Source organism: Bordetella genomosp. 1 (assembly GCF_002261335.1).
Lineage (GTDB): Bacteria > Pseudomonadota > Gammaproteobacteria > Burkholderiales > Burkholderiaceae_B > Bordetella.
In genome coordinates this window covers 280106-305015 of sequence record NZ_NEVL01000006.1, presented here as the reverse complement: position 1 = coordinate 305015, position 24910 = coordinate 280106, and the positions used below count along the sequence as shown (strand labels likewise).

The 24910-nt window shown below is 66.6% G+C and carries 24 protein-coding genes, 1 tRNA gene and 1 pseudogene; 17 read left to right on the top strand and 9 right to left on the bottom strand.

Annotated features, from left to right (window positions below; all coding sequences use genetic code 11):
- Positions 1–88 precede the first annotated feature (88 nt).
- From lysM to trmB, 4 genes are all read right to left on the bottom strand, one after another.
- A complete protein-coding gene (lysM, locus tag CEG14_RS23460; protein ID WP_094828976.1) occupies positions 89–535 on the bottom strand; it encodes a peptidoglycan-binding protein LysM in 447 nt (148 codons plus the stop codon).
- Between the two features lie 145 nt (positions 536–680).
- A complete protein-coding gene (gene thiS / locus CEG14_RS23455) occupies positions 681–881 on the bottom strand; it encodes a sulfur carrier protein ThiS (RefSeq protein ID WP_094828813.1) in 201 nt (66 codons plus the stop codon).
- 13 nt (positions 882–894) lie between these two features.
- Positions 895–1836 carry a prolyl aminopeptidase gene (gene pip, locus CEG14_RS23450; RefSeq protein WP_094828812.1) on the bottom strand — a complete coding sequence of 314 codons (942 nt, stop codon included), beginning with the start codon at positions 1834–1836 and terminating at the stop codon, positions 895–897.
- A gap of 49 nt (positions 1837–1885) precedes the next feature.
- Positions 1886–2677 (bottom strand): tRNA (guanosine(46)-N7)-methyltransferase TrmB, encoded by a 792-nt coding sequence (gene trmB / locus CEG14_RS23445; RefSeq protein ID WP_094828811.1) that lies wholly within the window; start codon positions 2675–2677, stop codon positions 1886–1888.
- 344 nt (positions 2678–3021) lie between these two features.
- On the opposite strand from trmB, the gene CEG14_RS23440 reads away from it, so the two are divergent.
- The 6 genes from CEG14_RS23440 to CEG14_RS23415 all read left to right on the top strand — a co-directional run bounded on the left by CEG14_RS23440 (position 3022) and on the right by CEG14_RS23415 (position 7878).
- Positions 3022–3375, top strand: a complete 354-nt coding sequence (locus CEG14_RS23440; RefSeq protein WP_094828810.1) for an antibiotic biosynthesis monooxygenase family protein — start codon at positions 3022–3024, stop codon at positions 3373–3375.
- Position 3376: 1 nt separating this feature from the next.
- Positions 3377–4279 carry a LysR substrate-binding domain-containing protein gene (locus CEG14_RS23435; RefSeq protein ID WP_094828809.1) on the top strand — a complete coding sequence of 301 codons (903 nt, stop codon included), beginning with the start codon at positions 3377–3379 and terminating at the stop codon, positions 4277–4279.
- A gap of 116 nt (positions 4280–4395) precedes the next feature.
- Positions 4396–5589, top strand: coding sequence for a CaiB/BaiF CoA transferase family protein (locus tag CEG14_RS23430; RefSeq protein WP_094828808.1), 1194 nt, complete (start codon positions 4396–4398; stop codon positions 5587–5589).
- A 27-nt stretch (positions 5590–5616) separates the two neighbouring features.
- A complete protein-coding gene (locus CEG14_RS23425) occupies positions 5617–6582 on the top strand; it encodes a hydroxymethylglutaryl-CoA lyase (RefSeq protein ID WP_176461324.1) in 966 nt (321 codons plus the stop codon).
- 39 nt (positions 6583–6621) lie between these two features.
- On the top strand, positions 6622–7626 hold the full coding sequence (locus CEG14_RS23420; protein ID WP_094828807.1) for a Bug family tripartite tricarboxylate transporter substrate binding protein: 1005 nt from the start codon (positions 6622–6624) through the stop codon (positions 7624–7626).
- Positions 7627–7804: 178 nt separating this feature from the next.
- Positions 7805–7878: transfer RNA gene (locus CEG14_RS23415), tRNA-Gly, on the top strand.
- 134 nt (positions 7879–8012) lie between these two features.
- On the opposite strand, the gene CEG14_RS26145 is transcribed toward CEG14_RS23415, so the two are convergent.
- Positions 8013–9158: a hypothetical protein gene (locus tag CEG14_RS26145; RefSeq protein ID WP_143277268.1), complete on the bottom strand. Its 1146-nt coding sequence runs from the start codon at positions 9156–9158 to the stop codon at positions 8013–8015.
- 222 nt (positions 9159–9380) lie between these two features.
- On the opposite strand from CEG14_RS26145, the gene CEG14_RS23405 reads away from it, so the two are divergent.
- The 11 genes from CEG14_RS23405 to CEG14_RS23355 all read left to right on the top strand — a co-directional run bounded on the left by CEG14_RS23405 (position 9381) and on the right by CEG14_RS23355 (position 22259).
- Positions 9381–9860, top strand: a complete 480-nt coding sequence (locus CEG14_RS23405) for a hypothetical protein (protein WP_094828805.1) — start codon at positions 9381–9383, stop codon at positions 9858–9860.
- A 69-nt stretch (positions 9861–9929) separates the two neighbouring features.
- Positions 9930–12647 carry an ATP-binding cassette domain-containing protein gene (locus CEG14_RS23400; protein WP_094828804.1) on the top strand — a complete coding sequence of 906 codons (2718 nt, stop codon included), beginning with the start codon at positions 9930–9932 and terminating at the stop codon, positions 12645–12647.
- A 151-nt stretch (positions 12648–12798) separates the two neighbouring features.
- Entirely contained in the window at positions 12799–14070 is a 1272-nt protein-coding gene (locus tag CEG14_RS23395) for a glycosyltransferase family 4 protein (RefSeq protein ID WP_094828974.1), read from the top strand.
- Between the two features lie 12 nt (positions 14071–14082).
- Positions 14083–14811, top strand: coding sequence for an SDR family oxidoreductase (locus CEG14_RS23390; RefSeq protein WP_094828803.1), 729 nt, complete (start codon positions 14083–14085; stop codon positions 14809–14811).
- Positions 14802–15389, top strand: a complete 588-nt coding sequence (locus tag CEG14_RS23385) for a D-glycero-alpha-D-manno-heptose-1,7-bisphosphate 7-phosphatase (RefSeq protein WP_094828802.1) — start codon at positions 14802–14804, stop codon at positions 15387–15389. Before CEG14_RS23390 ends, CEG14_RS23385 begins: the two co-directional genes overlap by 10 nt.
- Entirely contained in the window at positions 15386–16465 is a 1080-nt protein-coding gene (locus CEG14_RS23380; RefSeq protein ID WP_094828801.1) for a glycosyltransferase family 9 protein, read from the top strand. Before CEG14_RS23385 ends, CEG14_RS23380 begins: the two co-directional genes overlap by 4 nt.
- Before the next feature lie 32 nt (positions 16466–16497).
- Positions 16498–18237 carry a carbamoyltransferase family protein gene (locus CEG14_RS23375; protein WP_094828800.1) on the top strand — a complete coding sequence of 580 codons (1740 nt, stop codon included), beginning with the start codon at positions 16498–16500 and terminating at the stop codon, positions 18235–18237.
- A complete protein-coding gene (locus CEG14_RS23370; RefSeq protein ID WP_094828799.1) occupies positions 18234–19217 on the top strand; it encodes a glycosyltransferase family 2 protein in 984 nt (327 codons plus the stop codon). The genes CEG14_RS23375 and CEG14_RS23370 overlap by 4 nt, the downstream gene beginning before the upstream one ends.
- Positions 19214–20278, top strand: coding sequence for a glycosyltransferase family 9 protein (locus tag CEG14_RS23365; RefSeq protein WP_094828798.1), 1065 nt, complete (start codon positions 19214–19216; stop codon positions 20276–20278). The genes CEG14_RS23370 and CEG14_RS23365 overlap by 4 nt, the downstream gene beginning before the upstream one ends.
- Positions 20275–21240, top strand: a complete 966-nt coding sequence (locus tag CEG14_RS23360; protein WP_094828797.1) for a glycosyltransferase — start codon at positions 20275–20277, stop codon at positions 21238–21240. The genes CEG14_RS23365 and CEG14_RS23360 overlap by 4 nt, the downstream gene beginning before the upstream one ends.
- Positions 21237–22259: a UDP-glucuronic acid decarboxylase family protein gene (locus tag CEG14_RS23355; protein WP_373454226.1), complete on the top strand. Its 1023-nt coding sequence runs from the start codon at positions 21237–21239 to the stop codon at positions 22257–22259. Before CEG14_RS23360 ends, CEG14_RS23355 begins: the two co-directional genes overlap by 4 nt.
- 366 nt (positions 22260–22625) lie before the next feature.
- On the opposite strand, the gene CEG14_RS23350 is transcribed toward CEG14_RS23355, so the two are convergent.
- The 4 genes and pseudogenes from CEG14_RS23350 to CEG14_RS26140 form a co-directional block, all read right to left on the bottom strand.
- A complete protein-coding gene (locus CEG14_RS23350) occupies positions 22626–23519 on the bottom strand; it encodes a manganese catalase family protein (protein WP_094828796.1) in 894 nt (297 codons plus the stop codon).
- 80 nt (positions 23520–23599) lie between these two features.
- Positions 23600–24118, bottom strand: a pseudogene (locus CEG14_RS23345) (ferritin-like domain-containing protein).
- A 266-nt stretch (positions 24119–24384) separates the two neighbouring features.
- A complete protein-coding gene (locus tag CEG14_RS23340; RefSeq protein ID WP_094828795.1) occupies positions 24385–24666 on the bottom strand; it encodes a hypothetical protein in 282 nt (93 codons plus the stop codon).
- Positions 24663–24869 (bottom strand): hypothetical protein, encoded by a 207-nt coding sequence (locus CEG14_RS26140; protein WP_143277267.1) that lies wholly within the window; start codon positions 24867–24869, stop codon positions 24663–24665. The genes CEG14_RS23340 and CEG14_RS26140 overlap by 4 nt, the downstream gene beginning before the upstream one ends.
- Positions 24870–24910: the final 41 nt, after the last annotated feature.

Genomic DNA, 24910 nt, shown 5'->3' with positions numbered 1-24910 from the left:
TCTGGCCGAATCGATCGGGACATGGCGGGGATAGCCTGTCCCGATACAAACCGGCAAACGCTGCGGGGTCTGCCGGCCTGTCCTGGATTCAAGAGAGCGGCGGCACGCGCAGCACCTGGCCGGGATAGATCTTGTCGGGGTCCGACAGCATCGGCTTGTTGGCTTCGAAGATCTGCTTGTATTTGTCGCCGTGGCCCTTGCCGTAGGCGGCTTCCGCCACCTTCCAGAGCGTGTCGCCCTTCTGCACGGTCACGAACTTGGCCTCGGCGCCTGCGGCCTTGGCGCTGAGCTGGTTGTCGACCTTGGCCACGCCCACGGTGTTGCCGAGCGCCAGCGCGATCTTCTCGGCCTCTTCGGTGGAGGCGGCTTCGCCCGACACCGTGACCGTGTCGCCGTTGACGTCGATCTTCAGACCCGAGGCGGACAGGCCGTGCTTGGCCAGCTCCTTCTGCAGCTCTTCCGCGGTGGCCGCCTTGGCCTCGCTCGCGCCGAAGAGCTTCTCGCCCACATCCTTGATGAAATTCAGCAAGCCCATGGTCATTCCTTTTTGCGTTGAGGGAAAAAGGTGCAGTGGGGCTGATTATGGTCGCGGCAGGCGGACGCGCGCGAGCGCAATGTGTAACGACATGCTAGTCGGGCGGCGCGCTGCGCCGGCGCGCCGCCGCTTTCAGACGGACGGCTCAGCCGCCGCCCACCGCCACGACGATCTCGATCTCGTCGCCGTCGGCGAGCGGGGTCTCGGCGTGCTTGCTTTTGGGCACGATTTCGCCGTTGCGCTCGACCGCCACGCGCTTGCCGGCATACCCGAGCGACTCGAGCAGGCCGGTGACCGTGGTGGCGGGCGCGAGCTCGCGCGCCTGCCCGTTGAGCGTGATGTGCATCTTGAAAAACTCCTTATTGATTGGCGTAGCCGTCGGTGGCCTGGATCAGGCGCGCCAGGATGCCGGGCTCGTCGAAGGCGTGGCCGGCATCGGGCACCAGGTGAAACCTGGCCTGCGGCCAGGCGCGGTGCAGGTCCCAGGCGGTACGCGCCGGGGTGCAGACGTCATAGCGGCCCTGCACGATGGTGCCGGGGATGTCGGCCAGCTTGTGGGCGTCGCGCAGCAACTGGCCTTCTTCCATGAAGCCGGCGTGCACGAAGTAGTGATTTTCGATGCGCGCGAAGGCCAGGGCCGCGCGGTCGGCCGCGTGGCTTTGCTGGTGGCGCGGGCTGGGCAGCAGGGTGATGGTGTTGTCTTCCCATTTGCTCCAGGCCTTGGCCGCGCGCAGCTGCTCCGCGGGATCGTCGCCGACCAGGCGCTTGCGGTAGGCCGCGATCATGTCGCCGCGCTCCGCCTCGGGGATCGGCGCCAGATAGCCTTCCCATTGATCGGGGAACAGCCACGACGCGCCTTCCTGGTAGAACCACAGCAGCTCGGAACGGCGCAGCGAGAAGATGCCGCGCACCACCAGCTCGCTCACGCGGTCGGGGTGGGTCTCGGCGTAGGCCAGGGCCAGCGTCGAGCCCCACGAGCCGCCGAACACCAGCCACTTCTCGGCGCCCATGATCTCGCTGCGCAGCCGTTCGATGTCGGCCACCAAGTGCCAGGTGGTGTTGTTGTCGAGGCTGGCGTGCGGCTGCGAGCGGCCGCAGCCGCGCTGGTCGAACAGCAGGACGTTGTAGCGGCGCGGGTCGAACAGCTGGCGATGCACCGGCGAGCAGCCGCTGCCGGGGCCGCCGTGCAGGAACACCGCGGGCTTGCCCTGGGGATTGCCGCAGAGCTCCCAATAGACCTGGTGACCGTCACCAGTGTCCAACATGCCGTGACGATAAGGCTCAAGCGCCGGATACAGCATCGCTACCCTCACACAGATGGAAAACGGGCGCGCGCGCCCGGCGCGGGTCTCAGACCCGCTTGAAGATCAGATCCCACACGCCATGACCCAGGCGCAGGCCGCGCGTCTCGAACTTGGTCTGCGGGCGGTAATCGGGCCGCGGCGCGTAGTCGGCCGCGGTGTTGGCCAGCAGCGGCTCGGCGCCCAGCACCTCGAGCATCTGCACGGCGTAGTCCTGCCAGTCGGTGGCGCAGTGGAAATAGCCGCCCGGGCGGATGCGGCTGGCCAGCAGCGCCACGAACGGCGGCTGCAGCAGGCGGCGCTTGTGATGGCGCTTTTTGGGCCAGGGATCGGGGAAGTAGACGTGCACGCCGTCGAGCGAGTCGGGGGCGATCATGTCGCGCACCACTTCGACCGCGTCGTGCTGGATGATGCGTACGTTTTCGATCTTGGAGGTCTCGATGCGGTAGAGCATCGAGCCCACGCCGGCGTTGAAGACTTCGACGCCGATGAAGTTGTCGCCCGGACGCGCCTGCGCGATCTTCTCGGTGGTCTCGCCCATGCCGAAGCCGATCTCCAGGATCGTCGGCGCCTGGCGGCCGAAGGCGGCCGGCACGTCCAGCGTGCGGGCGGCATAGGGGATGGCCCACTTGTCCATCAGCTGCTCGAGCGCGTCGCGCTGGCGCGGCGTGATGTGGCCGCGGCGGTGCACGAAGCTGCGGATATGGGTGGCGCCCGGGCTGGCGGGCGCGTGGCCGGCCTGCGCCAGCGCGTCTTGCGTGCCTTGCGACAGCGGCTGCGCGTCGTCGGCGGTGTGTTCGGGGGTGTTCACGGGCTTGTCCGCGGGAGTATTCGTATTCATAAGTCGGGATTGTAGTAGGCGGGCGGGGGGCTTGGGGGCGGGGACGGATCCAGGCGGGATCGGCCCGGCCAGGATCGGCCCGGCCGGGGTCGGCCCGGCCGGGCGGCCGCTGGCGGACGGGGCGGCCTGGGCGGGCTGGGGTGGGCTGCGGGCCCGGCCTGCTCGGCTGGCACGGCTGGCTCGGCTGACACGGCGGGCTTGGCCTGCTCGGTTGGCCGGCTAGCTCTGTTGGCTCGGCTTGCTCGGGGTGCGTACCGCGGCCGTGCAGGCGGCGATGGCCGTACACTGCGCTTGCGCCACCGCGGCGCACCCCCTTGATACACCTGGAGAATTCGAGCGCGCCGATGTATTCGTCCACTTTCACTTTTGCCAAAGGGCAGTTCGACGCCGACTTTCACGCGCTGGACGAGGCCATCGCCCAGGCGGCCCGCGCCATTCCCGGCTATCTCGGCGAGGAGGCCTGGGAGAACACCGCCACGGGCCTGGTGTCGAACGTGTACTACTGGGAGACCCGCGAGGCCCTGCAGCAATTGATGCAGCTGCCGCTGCATCGCGAGGCCAAGCAGGCGCAGTCGCGCTGGCTCGACGGCTATCACGTGGTGGTGGCCCGGGTGCTGGGCAGCCACGGCAACGCGCGCATCGCCCATCCGCTCGCGCGGCGCGACCTGCCGCTGCAGTGGGACGACGACGCCGCCTGACATGAACTTCGCCCGCTTCGATCTGGTGACCCTGGCGCTGTTCGTGGCCGTTGCGCGCCACGGCAGCATCTCGGCCGGGGCCCGCGCCTCGAACCTGGCGGTGGGCGCGGCGAGCAAGCGCATCTCCGACCTCGAGGCCGCGCTCGGCACGCCGCTGTTCTATCGCAACGCGGCCGGCGTCGAGCTCACCGACGCGGGCCAGACCTGCCTGGCCCACGCGCAGCGCGTGCTGCAGGAGGTCGAGCAGATGGCGGGCGTGCTGTCGGATTTCGCGCAGGGCGTGCGCGGCCAGGTACGCATCGCCGCCAACACCTCGTCGATCACGCAGTTCCTGCCCGAGGACCTGGCCACCTTCATGGCCCTGCATCCGGCCGTGCGCATCCATCTCGAAGAGATGAACAGCAGCGACATCGTGACCGCGCTGCAGGAAAACCGCGCCGACCTGGGCATCTTCGCCGACCGCACGCCGGCGCCCGGGCTGGTCACGGTGCGCTACCGGCTCGACGAGCTCGTGCTGATCACGCCGCAGCGCCACCCGCTCGCCCTGCACGCGGCGGTGGCCTTCGCGGACACGCTGGACTTCGACTACGTGGGCCTGCCGCCCGCGACCTCGCTCGCGACCCGCCTCGAGGAAGAGAGCCAGCGGCTGGCCAAGGCCATCCGGCTGCGCATCCAGGTGCGCAGCTTCGACGCGATCTGCCGCATGGTGGTGGCGACCGGCGGCATCGGCATCCTGCCCCGCATCGCCGCCGAACCCCACGCCCGCTCGATGCAGGTCCGCCTGATCGGCCTGACCGACGACTGGGCCCAGCGCGATCTGCTGCTCGGCGCGCGCGACATCGAGACCCTGCCGGTGGCGGCGCGGCTGCTGCTGGCGCACCTGCGGGCCGACGCGCAGGGGTAGCGGGCAGGGGGCTTTCGCGTTTGCGGAAACCCCCTTTCACGCATCGGGCATTCCGGCCACGCGCCCGGCGCGCGCACACTCCAGGCTGCATTCAAGAACAATGATCTGGAGGTGACATGGCTGGGCAGATTCTTGCCGGCATCCGCGTGCTGGAACTCGGGCAACTGATCGCGGGCCCGTTCGCGGCGAAGACGCTGGCCGACTTTGGCGCGCAGGTCATCAAGATCGAGCCGCCGGGGCAGGGCGATCCGCTGCGCAAGTGGCGCCTGCTGCACGAGGGCACCTCGGTGTGGTGGGAGGCGCAGTCGCGCAGCAAGCAATCGGTGTGCGTTGACCTGCGCCAGGCCGAAGGCCAGGAGATCGTGCGCGAGCTGGCCCTGCAGGCCGACGTGCTGATCGAGAATTTCCGTCCGGGCACGCTGGAGAAGTGGGGCCTGTCGTGGGAAGCGCTGCATGCGGCCAACCCGCGTCTCATCATGCTGCGCGTGTCGGGCTACGGCCAGACCGGCCCGAAGGCGGGCGAACCCGGGTTTGCCGCCATCGGCGAGGCCATGGCCGGCCTGCGCTATCTGAACGGCGAGCCGGGCCGCGCCCCGGTGCGCGCCGGGCTGTCGCTGGGCGACACGATCGCCGGCCTGCACGGCGCGCTCGGCGTGCTGCTGGCGCTCTATCAGCGCGATGCGCGCGGCGGCACCGGCCAGGTGATCGACGCGGCCCTGTTCGAAAGCATCTTCAACCTCAGCGAAAGCCTGCTGCCCGAGTACTCCGTGTTCGGTGCGATACGCGAGCCGGCCGGCGCGGCGCTGCCCGGCATCGCGCCGTCCAACGCCTATCCGTGCCGCGACGGCTATGTGCTGATCGCCGGCAATGGCGACGCCATCTACACCCGGTTGATGGGCCGCATCGGCCGTGCCGATCTGCGCGACGATCCGGATCTGGCGCACAACGACGGCCGCGCGCGCCGCGCGCACGAGCTCGACGCCGCGATCGGCGCCTGGACCGCGGCACGCAGCATCGACGAGGTGCTGGAGGCGATGCGCGAGGCGGACGTGCCGAGCGGCCGCATCTACAACGTGGCCGACATTTCGCGCGATCCGCATTACCGCGCCCGCGGCGCCATCACCCGCGTGCAGGCCGCCAGCGGTATCGAGGTGGAAATGCCGGCGATCTTCCCGCTGCTGTCGCAGAACCCGGGCGAGATCCAGGCGCGCGCGCCGCGCCTGGGCGAACACACCGATGCGGTGCTGGCCGATGCCGGCATCGACGCGGCACGGCTGGCCGCGCTGCGCGCCCGCAAAGTGATCGCCTGAGGCGTCACCCCGTTTCAAGGAAACGACATGAGCAACCCCATGCTGCCGGCCGGTCCGGCCCGCATCGAGATCAATGAAGTGGGGCCGCGCGACGGCCTGCAGATCGAGGCCGCGCTGGTCCCGACGGACGCCAAGGTGGCGCTGGTGGACGCGCTGTCGGCCTGTGGTTTCGCGCGCATCGAAGTCACCAGCTTCACCTCGCCCAAGGCGATTCCGGCCCTGGCCGACGCGCAGGACGTGATGCGCCGCATCGCGCGTCGCCCCGGCGTGATCTACACCGCGCTGGTGCCGAACGTGCGCGGGCTGGAGCGTGCGCTGGAGGTCGGCGTGGACGAGCTCAACCTCGTCATGTCGTGCAGCGAGACGCACAACCGCGCCAACCTGCGCATGACGCGCGAGCAGTCCTTCGCGGAGCTGGCCAACATTCTCGGCGTGGCCGCACGTCATCGGCTACCGGCGAACGTGTCGCTCTCGACCGCGTTCGGCTGCCCCTTCGACGGCGATGTGCCGGCCGAAGACGTGCTCGACCTGGCGCGCCGCCTGGTCGAGGCGGGCGCCGCCGGCATCACGCTGTGCGACACCACCGGCATGGCGTTCCCCACGCAGGTGGCGAGCCTGAGCGCGGCCGCGCAGCAACGCTTTCCCGGCACGCCCATCACGATCCACCTGCACAACACGCGCGGCATGGCGCTCGCCAACGCCATCGCGGCCTGGCAGACCGGCATCACGCGCTTCGACGCGGCCGCCGGCGGCCTGGGCGGCTGCCCCTTCGCGCCCGGCGCCAGCGGCAACGTGGCGACCGAGGAGCTGGTGCACATGTTCGATTGCATGGGCGTGGCCACCGGCGTCACGCTCGCGCCGCTGCTCGAAGTGGTGCGCGGCCTGCCCGCGCTGGTGCAGCGCGCGTTCAGCAACCCCTTGCTCGCCGCCGGCCCGCGCCTGGCGACGCATGCACCGCCGGCCTGGCTGGCCGAGCGCTTTCCGCCCGCCTGATCTGCTTTACCCACACACAAAAAACGCAGAGGAGACATCATGAAGCAACAACCGACCCTGACCCGCCGCGCGCTGCTCGCGCTCGCCGCCACCGGCACCGTCGCCGGCCTGACCGGCTTCAGCGGCGCCGCGCTGGCGCAAGGCAGCTACCCCGACCGTCCGATCACGCTGATCGTGTCGGCCGCGCCCGGCGGCACCACCGACATCGCCGCGCGCCTGATCGCGCAGCCGCTGTCGCAGGCCCTGGGCCAGACCGTCGTCGTCGACAACAAGCCCGGCGCGTCCGGCGGCATCGCCGCCCAGGCCGTGGCGCGCGCCAAGCCCGACGGCTATACGCTGCTGCTGCAGTACTCGGGCTTCCAGGCCATCACGCCGCACGTCACGCAGAATCTCGGCTGGGATCCGATCAAGGACTTCGCGCCGGTCGCGAACATCCTGTCGGCGCCGCAGGTGGTGGTGGTGCGCCCCGACCTGCCGATCCAGTCGCTCAAGGACCTGGTGGCCTATGCCAAGGCCAATCCGAACAAGCTGAACTACGCCTCGTCGGGCAACGGCTCGCTGCAACAGGTGGCCACCGAACTGCTCAACCAGATGGCCGGCACGCAGATCACGCACATCCCCTACAAGGGCACGGGCCCGGCGCTGAACGACCTGCTCGGCGGCGCCGTCGACATGACCATCACCACGCCGCCGCCGCTGCTCGGCCACATCGCCGCGGGCAAGCTGCGCGCGCTGGCCGTGACCGGCGACAAGCGCCTGCCGTCGCTGCCCAACGTGCCCACCGCCGCCGAGGCCGGCTATCCCGACCTGATCGTGTCGTCGTGGTTCGCCATGTATGCGCCGGCCGGCACGCCCAAGCCCGTGATCGACAAGCTCACCGGCGAGATCGCCAAGATCATGAAGACGGAGGAGTTCCGCAAGAAGGCGGCCGAGCAGGGCGCCGAAGCGGAATACATGGATCCCGCCAAGCTGGGCGCCTACACCCAGGAAGAGCTGGATCGCTGGGGCAAGGTCGTCAAGGCGGCGAACATTTCGGCCAACTGATCGTCTGCGAACCGGGCGCGGCCGGCGGCGTTCGGCCGGCCCTCGGTTCGGCTGTGCCTCTTTGCGATGCGGCTCGTCCCGTGCTTTGGCGAACGGGCGCGAATCCCGCAGCGCACCGGTCTGAACCCCGCTATAATCCCTGTCTCTGCCGGGCCTGCGCCCGGCACGACACACCGACGCGGGTGTAGTTCAATGGTAGAACGGCGGCTTCCCAAGCCTCAAGCGTGGGTTCGATTCCCATCACCCGCTCCAGATTTCCTTCGATCCGCTCAGGCGCATGTGGAAATCACCATAACCTTGCAGGTTTGAAACGTTATGGTGGTCAGGGAATTACTGCAATGTTATGGCAAACACCGCGGTGCCATCGCGTTAAGCCCTTGTTTTAATTAAGTGTTCGGTCGCGCTCTTATCTCTTCTCTTTCCGAAAATTCCTCGAAAGCGAATTTGAACGCGTCAGTGGGAAACGAGATCCCCGAGTGGAGTTTCGCAAGACGCGCCAACGTTACAGGCTTCCCCTCTGCACGTAATTTGGGCGCAGTCTGTTCGATGAAGTCCAACGCCTCTTGCATCCTCTCCAGACGCTTTCGCTCCCGATATTCTCGCCCCTTTTCGCGAAGGAGCGCCATGTATTCCGGATAGCGCCGCGTGAGCGTCCTCTCATGCATGTGGAGCCGATCGGCGATCACGTAAGCTCCTGGCGGAGGAGTCTCCTCAAGCGCCGCCTTAATCATGGCTTCGGCATCCGCTTCGGTAAAGAGTGGCTTACGGTGGCGCACGTGATACATGAGATTCGGATATTTCTCGTCGCGGTGCGTTCTAAGTTCGCCGTGAAAGATTGAGACCAGTTCAACTTCTGCACCCGCAGCAGCCGCAAGAAGGGCGGTGATTGGCGGGCGGGTGTCCCCTCGTTTCCAGGCTGAGTATGAGCCGCGCGGAATGCCGATCGCTTCTGCGCCTGCCGACACACTGCCGTGGCCTATGATTTTGGCGGCCTCAGTGAGGCCTCGGCCGACGGCTTCCGCTGTCGGTATGAACCCTCCCGAAAGGTCAGCCAAAAGTTCTCCGATCTGACGCGCGATCCACACTTCTTCCTTAGTGCTGGCGACTGGGGGCACGATGCAGCACTTGTACCGGTGGATTGAAGCGTTTATACCGGCCCGGCGCGACGCCAAGACTGGCCGGGGACTCTGGCTGATGCTAGCCGCCTGGATTGGCGCCGAGGCCGTGCTGTTCATCGTTGGACTGTTGATTCGCGGGATGTAGCTGCTTGGTGCGAGACACATCAAAGTCAGTCGGTGCCAGCGCGCGTTATTGCAGAGTCTCGATGCCACCCTCGTGACGATCGTGCCATCTGGCAGCTTGTAGTGCTCATCGCCTTCCCATGTCACGATCTGCCCGTCCGGCAGGCAGCAATAGGAACTGCTGTTCGCGTCGGCCGGGGGTTGCGAACAGTTTTTGTCGATGCGGTAGGTGCTGCCGTCGGCGGCGGCTGCCACCACCTTCATGACACGTTTGTATGCGGGGTTCGCCATGTCTGTCTCCTGTTCGCCGTTCGGGGTACTGGCGCATGCGGTCTATGCGTGGTCAATACGCATCGCAGCATCCGGCGTTCGTGCGCGCAGCGCGGCAAGCTGCGTTTCGCCTTGGCGGATTGACATGGTGGGTTGCTACGGCGGTATGCAGGTATGCAGTTTGCTGCGAGCACCCCCGCTTGTTTCCACTCCATCAACTACATCTCCCTGGAGGATTTCCCCATGCCAGCCACCCCTTTGCCAGCCTATTGGGAGCGTGACGCCGCGCAAGAGGCCGTGCAACTCGCGCGGCCGATGCTGGATGCCGCACTGGCCAACTCCAGCGTTGGCGAAAGCGGCTTTCTGCATGTGGTGGTTATGAATCCGCTTGCGCAGCCTGGCAGTTGCGAGTTCGCCGACGCGATTCTGTACGAAGAAAGCATCGGCGATCCCGCGGCATGGGATGCGGACTATGGCGCCTACGCGCGCGGCAAGGCGCGCGTGAGCTGGCGCACGGGCCTAGCCACGCACGAGATCATGGCGCTCAAGCCGCATCTGCTGCAGGCCGAGGACAGCCAAGTATGGGGCAGCGTGTGCCTGGATGGCATCGTTGTCGCGGTCAGCGGCGCCAACCCCTGGTTCGATGAGGCATTTGCCGCCGCCGTGGCAGCGCTGTTCAAGGCGGTGGTGCAGGGCCGCCGAGACAGGTTGCGTCCACGCTGACCCCGGCTTGGCCGGCCGCTCCGGTACGCCAATTGCTGGCTCGCCGGGCTTCGCAGGAGGGCATGCACCATGAGCGAGCCGAACGCCAGCGCCAGTGATTTTTCCCGCAAGGAGGTCAACCGGACCATACTGCGGGCACTATGGAAATATCGAGGCCGCACGGCGGTGGCCATCGCGCTACTGGTCGCCGCTAAACTCTTGGTGGTGGCGGTGCCGGCGGTCCTCAAGGCCATCGTCGACATGTTCAGCGCGCCGGGACCGCTGGTGCTGCCCGTGTTTCTGCTGCTGGGATATGCGCTCATGCGATTTGGTGGCGGCGTCTTCACTGAACTGCGTGATGTAGTGTTCGCGCGCGTGGCGCTGCGCACGGTGGCGGATTTCACCGTCAGTGTGTTCTCGCGTCTGCAGCAGCTGGGCGCCCGATTCCACGGCGGCCGGCCCACGGGCGCGCTGGCGCGTGACGTCGAGCGCGGCACGGCAGGCGTCGGGTTCCTGATGGGCACCGCGCTGTTCACCCTGTTGCCCACGCTGGTCGAGATCGTGTCGGTGGTGCTGATCCTGGTCATGGGGTACAGCATCTGGTTCGCGCTCATCGTGATCATTACCTTCATTGCCTACTTCTCCTATACAACCGTGCTCGTGCGCAAACGCGTCGCGTATCAGCGGCAGCTCAACGAACTGGATTCGCGCGCCAGTGGGCAGATGGTGGACAGCCTGCTCAATTACGAAGCAGTCAAGCTCAATGCCAATGAAGGGCTGGAATCTGACCGGCTGTCACGCGTGCTGAATGAATGGACGCGGGTGGGGGAGCGCAATCAGCGCTCGCTGTCGCGCCTGCATGTGGGGCAGAGCGGCATCATTGCGTGCGGCGTGGCGTCAGTGATGTTGCTGGCCGGGCAACAGGTCGTGGGGCGCGAGATGACGGTGGGCGATCTTGTGCTGATCAATGCCTACATCATCCAGATCTGTCTGCCCCTGAATACGCTTGGTCTGATCTTCCGCCAGGCCAAGGAAGCCTTCGTCAATGCCGAGAGCGTCTGCGACCTGCTGCGTTATCCCGCCGAAACGGGGGGCGACGCCAATCTGCCGTCGCTGCAGGCGGGACCCGGCGAGGTGCGCTTTGAAAGCGTGGACTTCGGCTATGACCCGGGGCGCCAGATTCTGTGGGGCGTCGATCTGACGGTGCCGGCTGGCACGACACTGGCCGTCGTCGGCGGCAGCGGCTCGGGAAAGTCCACGCTCGGCCGGCTGCTGTTGCGCTTTTATGACCCCGATGCAGGGCGGGTGCTTATCAACGGCCACGACCTGCGCGCAGTCAACGTGCGCAGCGTACGGCGGTCGGTGGGCATCGTGCCGCAGGACACGATGCTGTTCAACGAGACCATCGCCTACAACATCGCCTATAGCCGGCCCGAGGCTACACGCGATCAAATCGTCCAGGCGGCGCGGGGCGCGCGCATTCATGAGTTCATCGAGAGCCTGCCGGGCGGCTATGACACGCCGGTGGGCGAACGGGGCGTAAAGCTGTCTGGGGGAGAGCGTCAGCGCGTGGGCATCGCGCGGGCGATCCTGAAAAATCCCACGATCATGGTGTTCGACGAGGCGACCTCGGCGCTGGACACGCGCACTGAGCGCGCGATCCAGGCAGAGCTCGAGCGCCTGTCGCGTGGCAGGACCACGCTGATCATTGCGCACCGGTTATCCACCATCGTACATGCGGACAACATCGTGGTGCTTGACCGGGGCAGGGTGGTCGAGCAGGGCCGCCACGAAGACCTTCTCAAGTCGCAGGGCATCTACGCGCAAATGTGGATATTGCAGCGCCAGCAATCGGCCCTGGAGGAAGCGATGGACCGCGACACCCGGCAGCCGGTCAACCTGGTGGCGGTGGTGGCGGGCGTACTGGACGGCTCACGCGAACTGGCGCAGGAAAAGGGCGTGAACGTGTACACGCTCATTGGCAACGAGGCCGCGCGCATTACGGGCGATCCCAGCGCGTTGCAGCAGTTGGTATGGGACTTGTGCCTGCATGCGATAGCGGTCACGCCGCCCGGCGGGCGCATCGAGATCAGTCTGCGCCGCGAGGGACCGATGACGCGTCTGGCGGTCACGGACGGGCGCACGGAGCACGAGTTCGATCCCGCGCTTTTGCAAGCCGACCCGTTGCTGAATTCGGCCGACGCCCTGCGCATCGCGGCCGCGCTGGACTCCGCCGAACTTGCCGTGCGCGCGCAGCGCCAGGGCGGCGCCTTCCACAGCGTTACGGCACCTTCCGGTGGTGTTAGCTATTCGGTCGATTTTCCGGTCCGCGCCGTCGAAGCCACGCCGCTGCGTGTGGACGTGAATCTGCCGAACCTCGCGGGCGCGCGCGTCATGCTGGTCGATGACCAGTCCGAGGCGCGCGAGATGGTCGCCGAGATCCTGAAGGAGAACGGCGCGCAGGTAGCCGAATTTGCCGACGGCGGCAGCGCGATTGCGGCGTTTGCAGCCACGCCGGCCGCGCAATGGCCGCAGGTGCTGATCTGCGACCTGTCGCTGGGGGACGTCGACGGATATGAAGTCGTGGCTCGTGTGCGTGTGATGGAAGCGGAGCGTGGAGCAGCGCTATCGCATCGATTGCCCGCCATTGCGCTGTCGGGCCACGTCAGCCATGAATACCGTCTGCGCACTCTGTTGGCCGGCTTTCAAGTGCATCTGTCCAAGCCCGTCGACCCGAACCAGCTGCTGGCAACCGTCGGTGCGTTGCGGCCTGCCGTGCACGCGCAGCCGCAGCGCGAGGCCTCATGACATCGCGGCGTCAGCACTTTTTACCTGGGCTTGTAAGAAGTGCTGGATGGAAGCGCTGTTCCGCCTGCGCACTGTTGGCAGCGGCTCGGCACATCACTTGCTCGTGACGATGTGTATGCCGGGCACTCGCCCGACGAACGGAGCTGCCCTCATGAAGAAGATTGCCATCATCAGCGAACACGCATCGCCTCTGGCGCTGGCGGGCAGCGTGGATAGCGGTGGACAGAACGTCTATGTCGCACACGTGACGCGCGAGCTGGCCCGTGCCGGCATGGAGGTTGATGTCTTTACCCGTAGGGACAATGCGGCGTTGGAAGTCGAGTTTCAATGGATGCGCGGCGTCAAGGTGATCCACGTTCCCGCGGGACCCGCGAGCTTTCTTCCGAAGGAGCAGATGCTTCCGTACATGGATGAATTCTCCGCGTACTTGATGCGTCACTTCGCCCGACAGCGTATTGGCTATGACGTTATTCACGCGAATTTCTTCATGTCGGCGATGGCGGCCCTACCGGTCGCGCAACGGCATGGCGTGCCTCTCGCCGTAACATTCCACGCGCTGGGAAAGGTGCGCAGGCAGTACCAGCAGGATGCGGACTTGTTCCCGGATTCGCGTTTCGACATCGAAGACGACATCGCGCGGCGCGCGGATCGCCTGATTGCAGAATGCCCGCAGGACCGGCGCGATCTCATCGAACTGTATGGCGCGGATCCGCGCCGCATCGACATCGTGCCTTGCGGCTATGACGCCGCAGAAATGACGCCGCCGCCCATGGCGGCGGCGCGCCGGGAATTGGGGTGGGACGACGGCGTGTTCACCTTGCTGCAGCTTGGACGCATGGTACCGCGCAAGGGTGTCGATAACGTTATCCGCGCACTTGCGCGCTTGCGCCAGCGGCATGGCATCGAGGCGCGGCTTTGCGTGGTGGGCGGCAACACCGAAGATGCAAGCGTGCAGGCCACGCCGGAGATCGGTCGCCTGCGCGCCATTGCCGAGCAAGAGGGCGTGGTCGAGTGGGTCGAGTTCGCGGGGCGTCGCGGTCGTGAGGCGCTAGCTACGTACTACAGCGCCAGCGATGTGTTCGTCACGACGCCGTGGTATGAGCCGTTCGGCATCACGCCTGTCGAGGCCATGGCCTGCGGCAGGCCGGTGATCGGCGCGGATACCGGCGGCATCCGCAGCACAGTCGTGCATGGAAGAACGGGGTTTCTCGTGCCGCCCAAGGATCCCGACAGCCTGGCGGACAGGCTCGCCGAACTGGCGGCGGACCGGACGTTGTGCGAACGGATGGGCGAGGCGGGGCGCAAGCGCGCGCGTCGCCTTTACACGTGGAAGCGCGTGGGCCAGGACCTGCTGTCCGTCTATGGACGCATGGTGGCCGACTCGCCTCGGGAAGATCGGATTGCCGCACGCATCGCGGCTTAATGGAGCGGAGCCATGCACGAATTCGAGAGCTTGGACGGGCGGGTAATCCTTGTGACCGGCGGCGGCAGCGGACTGGGCGCGGCGCTGTGCGAGCAGCTTGCAGCGGAAGGTGCGCGCGTCGCCGTCAGTGATATCGACGAGCAGCGCGCGCACTCGGTGGCAAGCAAGCTCAAGGAGGGCGGCGCCGAGGTCATGGCCTGCGTCATGGACGTTGGCGTGGCAGCGGATGTGGCCGAGTGCCTGGACGCCGTCGTGCGGCAGTTCGGCAAGCTGGACGCCATCGTGAACAGCGCCGGCGTAGATGTGACGGCCCCCATCGACCAGCTCGATGCCGACGTCTGGGAACGCGTGCTGCGAACTAATCTGACGGGACCCTTCCTGATGGCCAAGCTGGGCAAGAACCGGCTCAGCCCCGGCGGCCATATCGTCAATGTGGCGTCCACCGCCGCTCGGCGGGCATGGCCTAATGCCAGCGCCTACCACGCCAGCAAGTGGGGGCTGATGGGGCTGTCGCATGCGTTGCATGCCGAGCTACGTGGCATGGGCATCAAGGTCAGCGCGGTCATCGCGGGCGGCATGCGCACGCCGTTTCTGCTTCATCGGTTTCCGGATATCGACACGGGAACGTTGCAAGACCCGGCCAACGTCGCGCGTGCGGTGCGCTTCGTGCTGACGCAACCGCCGGAAACCGTGGTGCCTGAAGTCATGGTGCTTCCGATGAAGGAAACGTCATGGCCTTGAGATCAGCCGTGTTCCTGGATAAGGACGGGACCGTGCTGACGGACGTTCCCTTCAACGTCGAGCCCGGTCGCATGGCTTACGCGCCGATGGCGCTGGCTGGCCTGTCGCGGCTGGCGCGGACGGACTTGAGTCTGGTTGTGATCAGCAACCAGCCGGGCGTCGCGCGCGGGCTGTTCGCCGCCGATGCGCTCAACGCCGTCAGCGTCAAGCTGGCCGCCATGTTTCATGCAGCTGGCGCGCATCTGGACGGCTTTTACTGGTGCCCACACCATCCCGAGGGCGTGGTCGAGGCCTATGCGATTGCGTGCGACTGCCGCAAGCCCCAGCCCGGGCTGCTGCTGCTGGCCGCACAGGAGTTAGAACTGGACCTGCCCGCATCCTGGTTCATCGGCGACATCCTGGACGATGTGGAGGCCGGCAATCGCGCCGGCTGCCGCACCGTCCTGCTGGACGTGGGCAATGAAACGGAATGGCGCACCGGTCCGCACCGCGAGCCGACGTGCCGCGCCCCGGACCTCGACGCAGCGGCGCAGATCATCACGGCCGGCGCGACGCTGAGGCCGGGAGCGCAATCATGAATGACGAGCCGTCATGGCCGCACGACGCGCACGTGCTGTGCATCCGGCTGGACAACATGGGCGACGTCCTGATGTGCACGCCGGCCATGCGCGCGCTGCGGCAGGCAGGCGCCCGCCGGATCACGCTGCTGACGTCGCCTTCCGGCGCGCGCTTGGCGCCCTTCATGCCGGATGTGGACACGGTCATGGCCTATGACGCCGCGTGGGTCAAGAACGGATCGCAGGGGCGGGACCAAGACGTCGACGCCATCGGCCGGTTACGCGCGCTCACGCCCGACGCCGCGGTGATTTTTACCACGTTCAGCCAGAGCCCATTGCCCGCGGCGCTGCTGTGCCACCTGGCCGGTGTGCCGCGTGTGCTTGCGCATTGCCGGGAGAACCCGTACCGGCTCATCTCGGACTGGGTGCGCGAGGCCGAGCCGCAGGACGGCATCCGCCACGAGGTGCAGCGCCAGCTTGATCTCGTTGCTACCGTGGGCGCGCACAGCGATGACGACCGGCTGTCGTTCCGCGTGCGCGAGGGCGACCGCGCGTCGCTGCGTGAAAAGCTGCACCACGCAGGCGTGACCGAAGCCGAGGGGTGGATCTGTGTCCACGCAGGCGCCACCGCCTCGTCGCGCCGCTATCCGGCCGAGCTCATGGTGCAGGCGTTAATCGAACTGCGCGGCGATGGCCGCCGCATACTGCTGCTGGGCGGCCATGAGGATCCGGCGCTGTCTGCGGCGCTGGCCGATGGGCGGCGGCTGCTGCCGGGCCTGATCGACTTGTCTGACGGGCTGACCCTTGGCGAGCTGGGCGCGGCGTTGGAAGGCGCGGCCGTGGTCATCTGCAACAACAGCGGCCCGGCGCATATCGCCGCGGCAGTGGGCGCACCGGTCGTGGACCTGTACGCCTTGACCAATCCGCAGCACACGCCCTGGCGCACCGACGCCCGGGTGCTCAACAACGATGTGCCGTGCAAATACTGCTACCGCAGCGTTTGCCCTGAGGGACACCATGCGTGCCTCACTGGCGTCGGCCCCGAGCGTGTCGCGTTTGCGGCCCGGGAACTGCTGGGGCAAAGCCGCAGGTTTTAGACGGGCCCGCGCGCCGTCAAGGAGATGACTTCATGTTCACGCTAGGCATCAATGCGGCGTATCACGACTGCTCTGCCACGCTGGTCCGCGATGGCGTTGTGGTGGCGGCTGCCGAGGAAGAGCGTTTCACCCGTGTCAAGCACGGCAAGCGGCCGGTTCCATTCACGACGTGGCAACTGCCGTACTACACGATCGACTATTGCCTGTCCGAGGCGGGCATCCGGCTGCGCGACGTGGATCACATCGTGTATTCGTATGACCCGGCGCTGCTGGCCAACGGCGCGGCGCAGCCGCAGGAAATCGTGCTGCCGCTGGAACCTTCACGCGCTGGCCCCGGCGTAGACGGTGCGTCGCCATGGGATCCGCTATTCCTGTCGTACCTGGTGAACGCGCCCCGCCAATTGCTTGACGGGGTCCCGCTGCACTTAAAGTCGCCACGCTTCGACGACCTGACGCTGCAGCACATCATGGACCGCTGGATCTACCTGGACCATCACCTGTCGCATGAAAGCAGCGCCTTTCTGGCGGCGCCGTGTGCGGAGTGCGCGGTGCTGACCATGGACGGCCGTGGCGAGCGCACGACCACCAGCTACGGCCACTTCTCGGGCGGCGAATATGCGCGGCTCAAGCAGATCGACCTGCCGCACTCGTTGGGCCTGCTGTACGAAGAGGTCACGACCTGGTTGGGCTTTCTGCATTCGTCGGACGAGTACAAGGTGATGGCGCTGGCCTCGTTCGGCAAGCCCGAGTACCGCAAGGAATTCCGCGAGATCCTTCGCCTGGAGGAAGAAGGCGGGTATTCGCTGCAGCCGACCCGCCTGACCGAGCGCTTCGGCCCGCCGCGACGGCGCGGCACGCCGTTCGAGGAGCGCCACAAGAACGTGGCCAGCTCGCTGCAATACGTGCTGGAAGAAACCGCCCTGCACATGGCGCAGTGGTTGCACGAGAAGACCTGCGCCAAGAGCCTGTGCATGGCGGGCGGCGTGGCGCTCAACTGCGTGATGAACGCACGCATCGCCCGGGATGGCCCTTTTGAAGAGGTGTGGGTGCAGCCGGCCGCCGGCGATGCGGGCACGTCACTGGGCGCGGCGCTGTACGTGGATTACCACCGGCGCGGCGGCAAGCGCGCGTGGACGATGGAGAACGCGTATCTGGGGCCGTCGTATCCGGATGACGAGATTGAGCACTTCCTGGACAAATCGCATCTGACGTATCGCCGGCTGGAGGACGTGGCCGGCGAGGCTGCGGCGCTGCTCGCCGACGAGAAAGTGCTGGGCTGGTTCCAGGGGCGCATGGAGTTCGGCCCGCGTGCGCTGGGGGCCCGTTCGATCCTGGCGTCGCCGCGCGACAGCGCGATGCAGGCCCGCCTGAACGGGCTGAAGGACCGCGAGGACTTTCGTCCCGTGGCGCCCGTCGTGATGGAAGAGCGCGCGGCCCAGTGGTTCGATGGCCGTGACACGGCGTCGATCTGCGCGCCGTTTATGCTGTTCGTCTATGACGTGCTGCCGCACCGGGCCAGGCAGATCCCGGCTGTGCGGCACATCGATGGGACGGCGCGCGTACAGACCGTGCGGCGCGACCAGAATGAACGCTACTACGACCTGCTGGCCGCCTTCGAAAAGCTGACGGGGGTGCCCGTGCTGGTCAACACGTCGTTCAACACGCGGGGCGAGCCCGTGGTGTGTTCACCGCGCGATGCGATCGAGTGTTTCTGGACGTCACCGCTGGATGCGCTGGTCATCGGCTCATACCTTGTCGAGAAGCCGCGATGACGGCCCCGGGAGAAAAAACCGCGTTGTCGGTCGTGGTGCCGACCTACAAGCGGCCCGATCTGCTGGCGCGTTGTCTGGACGCGTTGGTGCGGCAGCAACTGCTCGCGCGGTACGAGATCCTGGTGTGTGACGATGCCGCCTGCGACGCCACACGCCGACAGGTCGAGGAGTTCCCGCGTGATCGTGTGGGCGCGCCCGCGCTGCGCTATCTGGCCGTATCCGGCAGCCGTGGTCCATCCGGCGCGCGCAACCTGGGCTGGCGCAGCGCCGAGGCCGAGATCATCGCCTTTACCGACGACGACACGATTCCTCATCCGGATTGGCTGGCGCAGGGGCTGCGTGGCTTCGGTCCCGATGTGGCAGCGGTGACTGGCATTACGGAAATGCCCATTCCCGACCCGCCCAGCGACTATGAGCGAGACGCGTCGGGGCTGACACGGGCCGAATTCATCACCGCCAACTGCTTCGTACGGCGCTCGGCGTTGCTGGCGGTTGGCGGATTCGATACGCGCTACACGATGGCATGGCGGGAGGACTCGGACCTGCAGTTCGCATTGCTGGACGCGGGGTTCCGCATCGCGCGCTGTGAGCACGCGCGGGTGGAGCACCCGGTACGGCCCGTGCGTTTCGCGGCGGGGCTGGGTATGCAGAAGAAGGTCATGTTCGACATGCTGCTGCGCCGCAAGTATCCGGCGCTGTATCAGGAGCGCATCCGCCAGGGCCCGCGCTTCTACCTGGGCGTGACTGCCGCGTTCTTGCTGGCGGCGGGTCTGTTCGCCACCGGCCATACGGCTGCGGCGACGGCGGCAGCGGCGATCTGGGCCGCCTTGACGGCACACTTCTTCGTGCGCCGGCTACGCGGCACCTGCCGGTCGTCACGTAATGTCATCGACCTGGCGATCACGTCGGCGTGCATTCCGCTCTTGTCCGTCTTCTGGCGGACGGTTGGGCTGCTGCGATTCGGCAGGAGCGCAGCATGAACGCCCCGCTGCTTGGATCGTCGCCGGCCCCCGCGAGCATCGCGGTCTTCCGGGCGCTGCAACTGGGCGACATGCTCTGTGCGCTGCCGGCGCTGCGCGCGCTGCGCCAGACGTTTCCGGATACGCACATCGCGCTGATCGGCCTTCCGAATGCGCGTGAGTTCGTCAGCCGCTTTCGCGCCTACGTGGACGAGTTGATCGAGTTCCCGGGTGTGCAGGCGTTTCCCGAGCAGACCGCCCGCGAAGACGAACTGCCGGATTTCTATGCGCGCGTGCGCATCGTGCAGTTTGACGTGGCGTTACAGATGCAAGGCAGCGGCGTGCAGAGTAATCCGATCGTGGGGCAACTGGGCGCCAGGCGTTGCGGCGGCTTTGTGGCGCAGTCCGGCCAAGGCGTCCCCGGACAGTGGCTGCCCTGGCCGGATGAGCTGCCCGAGCCGCGCCGCTACCTTGCGCTGCTGCGGCATCTGGGACTGCCGACGGAGGACGACGCGCTGGAGTTTCCATGTGCCGAAGACGACCAGCGCGGCGCCGCGGACCTGCTGCGCGAGCACTCGCTTGATCCGACGCGCCTGGTGCTGATGCACGTCGGGGCGCGCCTGCCTTCGCGCCGATGGCCGCTGGAGCGCTATGCGCGGACGGCCACCACACTCTTGCTGCAGGGGTGGCAGGTCGCGCTGACCGGCACCGCGTCGGAACGGCCGCTCACGGCCGACGTTCGGCGCCTGTCGGGACGAAATCTGCCCGACCTGTGCGGCAAGACCACGCTGGGCAGCCTGGCGTCGCTGGTGCAGACGAGCCGGCTGCTGTTATGCAACGACACCGGCATCTCGCACATCGCGGCGGCCGTGCGTGCGCGCAGCGTCGTCATTGCCAGCGGCAGCGACCCGCGGCGTTGGGCGCCCACGAACCACGATCTGCACGTCGTGCTTGCCGGCGATGCGCCGTGCCGGCCGTGTACGCATGAGCACTGTCCCATCGGCCACCCGTGCGCGCTGGCCGTCACGGTGCCCCAGGTGCTACGCGAAGTGAAGCGCCAGTTAGCTAGGGGAAGACAATGACGTCAACCGTCCGCCCGCAGCGCCGCCTGCGCATTCTGACATGGCACGTCCATGGCAATTACCTGTATGCGTTGAGCCAGGTGCCGCACGATTTCATCGTGCCCGGCTTGCCTGGGCGCGTGCCGCATTACGGGGCGCTGGGCAGCCACATCCCGTGGGGACGAGGTCTGACGCAGGTGTCCGCCAACGTACTGCGTGACATGCAGTTTGACTGCGTGCTGTACCAGTCCCGCCAGAATCTGGAAGACGCGCGCCTGCTGCTCAGTGAGGAGCAGCGCGCCTTGCCGGCCGCGTATCTGGAACACGGCGCCCCCATGCCGCATCCCACGGACACGAACCACGTATTCCGCCACGACAAGGGCATGATCGTGCACGTCACGCCGTACAACGCCGTCATGTGGGATTGCGGGGATATGCCCTGCCGCGTGGTGGAGCATGGCATGCCGGTGCCGTCCGTGTCCTACGACGGCAGCTTCGAAAAGGGCATCGTCGTGGTCAACCATCTGGGCCGTCGCGGCCGCCGCATTGGGGTCGACGTGTTCGAGCATGTGCGCGCGCGCACGCCCCTGGACCTGATCGGCATGGAATCCGAGAAGCTTGGCGGGCTGGGCGAGGTGCCCAACATGGAGGTGGCGGCGTTCATGGCGCGCTACCGCTATTTTTTTAGCCCCATCCGCTACGCGAGCCTGGGCTTGTCGCTGATCGAGGCCATGCTCTGCGGCGTGCCGGTCGTGGGCTTTGGCGGTACGGAACTGCCGGTGTTGGTCCGCAATGGCGAGAACGGCTACGTGGACAATCGCCTGGACCGGCTGGTGGACGTGGGCCGCCAATTGCTGGCGGAGCCGGAGCTTGCGCGCGCCTGGGGCGCGGCCGGGCGCGAGATGGCGCTGCAGCGATTCGGCATGGACCGGTTCGTGTCGGATTGGGTCGACGTGTTCGAGACGTTGATGGAGGCGGCATGATGGACGCAATTCCCCGTACCGGCCGCGCGCTGGTGGCTGGCGGCGCCGGCTTTCTGGGATCGAATCTCTGCGTGCGGCTGCTGAATGACGGTTGGAAGGTGATCTGCCTGGACAATTTCCAGACCGGCAGAGCCTGCAACGTCGCGGCGCTTGCGTCGCATCCTCGCTTTACGGTCATGCGGCACGACGTGGTGGACCCGTTGGGTGACATGGCGGTAGACCGGATCTACAACCTGGCGTGCCCCGCGTCGCCGGTGCATTACCAGGCCGATCCGCTGAAGACGCTACGCACCTGTGTCCTGGGCGCCATGCAGCTGCTGGAACTGGCGCGGCGCACCGGCGCGCGGGTGCTGCAGGCTTCCACCAGCGAGGTCTATGGTGATCCGCTGGAGCATCCTCAGTGCGAGAGATACTGGGGCCACGTCAATCCCGTCGGCCCGCGCTCCTGTTATGACGAAGGCAAGCGGTGCGCCGAGACGATATTCATGGAGTACGCGCACCACGAAGGCGTGGTCGTGAAGATTGCGCGTATCTTCAACACGTATGGTCCGCATATGGCGCCCGACGATGGCCGGGTGGTGTCCAACTTCATCGTGCAGGCGCTGGCTGGCCAGCCACTCACGGTGTACGGAGACGGCACGCAGACGCGCTCGTTCTGTTACGTGGACGATCTAATCGACGGGTTGGTGCGCCTGATGGAAAGCGCCGATGACGTCTCCACGCCCGTGAATCTAGGCAATCCCGCGGAGTTGACGATGCTGGAAATGGCCGACGTGGTGCGTGAGGTGACCGGATCGCGCGTGCCTGTGGTGCATCGTACGTTGCCGATAGATGATCCGACCCACCGGTGCCCCGACATCTCGCTGGCGCAGCGCAGCCTGGGCTGGTCGCCCCGCGTGCACCCGGTCGATGGCATCGCGCGCACGGTGGCGTATTTCTACGCAGATCGGGACCGGGAGCGGCGAGAGGGACGTATGCCCAAGGTGCAAGCGTGGGCGGTAGCGCAGCCGCTTCCCTGACGGGCGACCCGTCACGGCGGCGGCACACGGCTTGTTGGCGCGGTTTGCACACCCCAAGGAGACGCGCGATTAGCATCAAACCCCATTCTCATCAAAACGACCCCGCTGACGCGGACCACAAGTCGGATCCGCCGGGCGAGCGCACATTATCGGATCGCCCGGCGGATCCGAACCGCACGGGCGCGGGCCGTCAGTTTCCGCCAGGATGGACCCCGCGGATGTGTGGGACGCGGGCCGCGCCACGCCGGACGCGCCGCCCATCGACAACCGGTCCGTAGAAGGCCAGCCACCCCACCGAAAAAATGAGCCCCGCCCGACCGAAAGGGCGAGGCGGGGGTAGGGATGCGCTTGGCTGCACCGGGTTCGTCAGGGCTGCTTCAATTCGTCAGGCGCATTCACCTGCCCGAGTTCCGTACCCGTAACCGGGTCGCTGCTCGGGTCCGACGCCGTGCGGGCGGCCATTGCCTGCAGCGCCAGCACTTCGTCTTCGGTCAGGTTGACGTTGGGCATGCCGTCGCCGTCGATGGACCCTTGTTCCTCGCGATCAGAGATGTACTCGAAGTTGGCGTCGCTGTTCCACGGGCCGCGCGTGTCGCCGTCACCCTGCGACATGTTGAAGTAGACGGATGCAAAGCGTGGATCGCCGGGCAGCTTTCCGGGCGGGAAGTTCGGTTCGATCGAGTACAGGGCCTTTTCGAAAGAGCGCTGGTGCGACACCTCGCGCGTCATCAGAAAGCCCAGGGCATCCTTGACGCCGGGATCGTCGGTGGCGTTGATAAGGCGCTCATAGATGATCTTGGCACGTGCCTCGGCGGCGATGTTGGACCGCAGATCCGCCGAAGGATCGCCGATGGTGTCGATGTAGCCGGCATTCCAGAGCTGACCGCCTGAATTGATCAGTGCCGGTCCGCCGCCGTACAGCACCTGCGTGACGTGCGAATCGTTGCCCGGGCCATTCAGGCGCCGATAGATCTCGGCCTCTGATTCCGTGGCTTCGGCCAGCGCGCCCTTGGCGCCTTTGTTCAGCATGGCGACGAGTGTGCCGATGACCTCCAGATGGCTCAGTTCTTCCGTGGCGATGTCGAGCAGCATGTCCTTGCGGCCCGGATCGTCTTCGGCCAGCGCCTGCGTGAAGTAGCGACAGGCCGCCGCAAGTTCGCCCTGTGGGCCGCCAAACTGTTCCAGCAACAGGTTGGCAAGACCGGGGTTGGTCTTGCTGACACGTACCGTGTATTGCAGTCGTTTGTTGTGTGCAAACATAACGTTCTCCTGATCCCCAGCGCTCGACCGGGATGGTTGGTACGCGGCACGTTTGAATGAACGCCGCGCGGGGTTGTGGCTCAGCGTTTTGGCTGGCTGTCCGGGTCATCCGCCCGCATGAGGAACCGCCGCATGAGGCCCGGCGTGTTGTGCTCGATCCACTGCGCCATGGCGCGCTCCTCTTGCAGGATGCGTTCGCAGACGGCGGCTTTTTCCGCGTCGCCGACAAACTTGGCGGCCTCGACCAACTGGCCGTATGCCACGATTTCCAGGCTCTCGAAGGCGTAGCTGAACATCGCGCCTTTCATGATCTCGTCGCTGGCAAAGACGCCCGAAAATCCCTGGAACGTTGCCATCATCGTGCCGGTCAGGTCCTTGATCATCGACGTGTCGCCACCCAGCCGTTCAATGCAGCCCCGCACTAGGCGCTATTGCTCGCGTTTCGACGATGTGACGCTCGATCCGCTGCTTCACCTCGGATAGGTCTCGATTCCGCGCGCCAGACTTGTCAGCATGGTCTCGGCCTGCTCTTCCATCGCGTGGGCGTCGCGTAGCCAGTCCAACAGATGTTCGACAGCTCTACCGCAATCTCTTTCCATTTCGCTCTCCTGAAAGTGTTGCCCTGAGTTGCGGCGGACTGCGAACGGACGCCGCAACAAACGTTCCTGACTTGGACGCGGGCGCGAACCCTCAGGCCGGCTAGGACACCAGCAGGTGGAAATTGCCAAGCGCGCGACGAGGGCCACCGCACCCAGCTGCACCCACCAGACGAACCTGCGCCAGTGCGGCGCGGGCAGGGCCGGGCCGATCCATCTGCTGCCGCGGCCGCGTCGCGCATCAACATCTGTAAACGCACCACCGGCAGCTAGCAGGCGACGGCGACGACATACAGGCCCAGCGACCAGCTGTCCCAGAGCTTGGACAGCGGCATCTGCATGATGTGAACAGGATGCTGCCGGTGAGCGGTTCCAGCACGGCCGTGGTCGCGGTGAGCGACTAGTGGGCCAGGCTCACCGCCCGCGCCACGGCGGCGACCATTTGGATGTCCCGCCGCAACACCCCGCAAGCAGAACGACGAGTCGACGCCGGTGTCGAACAGCCGCGTGGAAGAGAGCATGTGAATGAGCTTGAAACTCAGGGATTTCATTCGCGTTCTCCGGACGTGACGGCTTCGCGCTCATGCCGCAGTGCCAAGGCTGCCAGCATCGGTAAATTTTTCGACTTTGGGGCCGAGGGGATGAACCAATGCTGGGCAGCGGCGTGATGATGATCGCGGCCTAGCCGCGATGAGACCGTCTGCACCACCCACAGCGGTTGCCGGGTGCAGCCGTGCGGCAGCAGCGTCAGCACGCCAAACGCAAGGTCGAGCGTCGCGGCACATGCCGCACGAT

Coding starts and splice junctions, on each gene's coding strand:
- CEG14_RS23375 (WP_094828800.1), top strand. CDS start 16,498: ATGTTCACGCTAGGCATCAATGCGGCGTATCACGACTGCTCTGCCACG.
- CEG14_RS23430 (WP_094828808.1), top strand. CDS start 4,396: ATGGCTGGGCAGATTCTTGCCGGCATCCGCGTGCTGGAACTCGGGCAA.
- CEG14_RS23435 (WP_094828809.1), top strand. CDS start 3,377: ATGAACTTCGCCCGCTTCGATCTGGTGACCCTGGCGCTGTTCGTGGCC.
- CEG14_RS23385 (WP_094828802.1), top strand. CDS start 14,802: ATGGCCTTGAGATCAGCCGTGTTCCTGGATAAGGACGGGACCGTGCTG.
- CEG14_RS23420 (WP_094828807.1), top strand. CDS start 6,622: ATGAAGCAACAACCGACCCTGACCCGCCGCGCGCTGCTCGCGCTCGCC.
- pip (WP_094828812.1), bottom strand. CDS start 1,836: ATGCTGTATCCGGCGCTTGAGCCTTATCGTCACGGCATGTTGGACACT.
- thiS (WP_094828813.1), bottom strand. CDS start 881: ATGCACATCACGCTCAACGGGCAGGCGCGCGAGCTCGCGCCCGCCACC.
- CEG14_RS23395 (WP_094828974.1), top strand. CDS start 12,799: ATGAAGAAGATTGCCATCATCAGCGAACACGCATCGCCTCTGGCGCTG.
- CEG14_RS23440 (WP_094828810.1), top strand. CDS start 3,022: ATGTATTCGTCCACTTTCACTTTTGCCAAAGGGCAGTTCGACGCCGAC.
- CEG14_RS26145 (WP_143277268.1), bottom strand. CDS start 9,158: ATGGCGAACCCCGCATACAAACGTGTCATGAAGGTGGTGGCAGCCGCC.
- CEG14_RS23405 (WP_094828805.1), top strand. CDS start 9,381: ATGCCAGCCACCCCTTTGCCAGCCTATTGGGAGCGTGACGCCGCGCAA.
- CEG14_RS23350 (WP_094828796.1), bottom strand. CDS start 23,519: ATGTTTGCACACAACAAACGACTGCAATACACGGTACGTGTCAGCAAG.
- CEG14_RS23390 (WP_094828803.1), top strand. CDS start 14,083: ATGCACGAATTCGAGAGCTTGGACGGGCGGGTAATCCTTGTGACCGGC.
- CEG14_RS23365 (WP_094828798.1), top strand. CDS start 19,214: ATGAACGCCCCGCTGCTTGGATCGTCGCCGGCCCCCGCGAGCATCGCG.
- CEG14_RS23355 (WP_373454226.1), top strand. CDS start 21,237: ATGATGGACGCAATTCCCCGTACCGGCCGCGCGCTGGTGGCTGGCGGC.
- CEG14_RS23370 (WP_094828799.1), top strand. CDS start 18,234: ATGACGGCCCCGGGAGAAAAAACCGCGTTGTCGGTCGTGGTGCCGACC.
- trmB (WP_094828811.1), bottom strand. CDS start 2,677: ATGAATACGAATACTCCCGCGGACAAGCCCGTGAACACCCCCGAACAC.
- CEG14_RS23380 (WP_094828801.1), top strand. CDS start 15,386: ATGAATGACGAGCCGTCATGGCCGCACGACGCGCACGTGCTGTGCATC.
- CEG14_RS23340 (WP_094828795.1), bottom strand. CDS start 24,666: ATGAAATCCCTGAGTTTCAAGCTCATTCACATGCTCTCTTCCACGCGG.
- CEG14_RS23360 (WP_094828797.1), top strand. CDS start 20,275: ATGACGTCAACCGTCCGCCCGCAGCGCCGCCTGCGCATTCTGACATGG.
- CEG14_RS23400 (WP_094828804.1), top strand. CDS start 9,930: ATGAGCGAGCCGAACGCCAGCGCCAGTGATTTTTCCCGCAAGGAGGTC.
- lysM (WP_094828976.1), bottom strand. CDS start 535: ATGGGCTTGCTGAATTTCATCAAGGATGTGGGCGAGAAGCTCTTCGGC.
- CEG14_RS23425 (WP_176461324.1), top strand. CDS start 5,617: ATGAGCAACCCCATGCTGCCGGCCGGTCCGGCCCGCATCGAGATCAAT.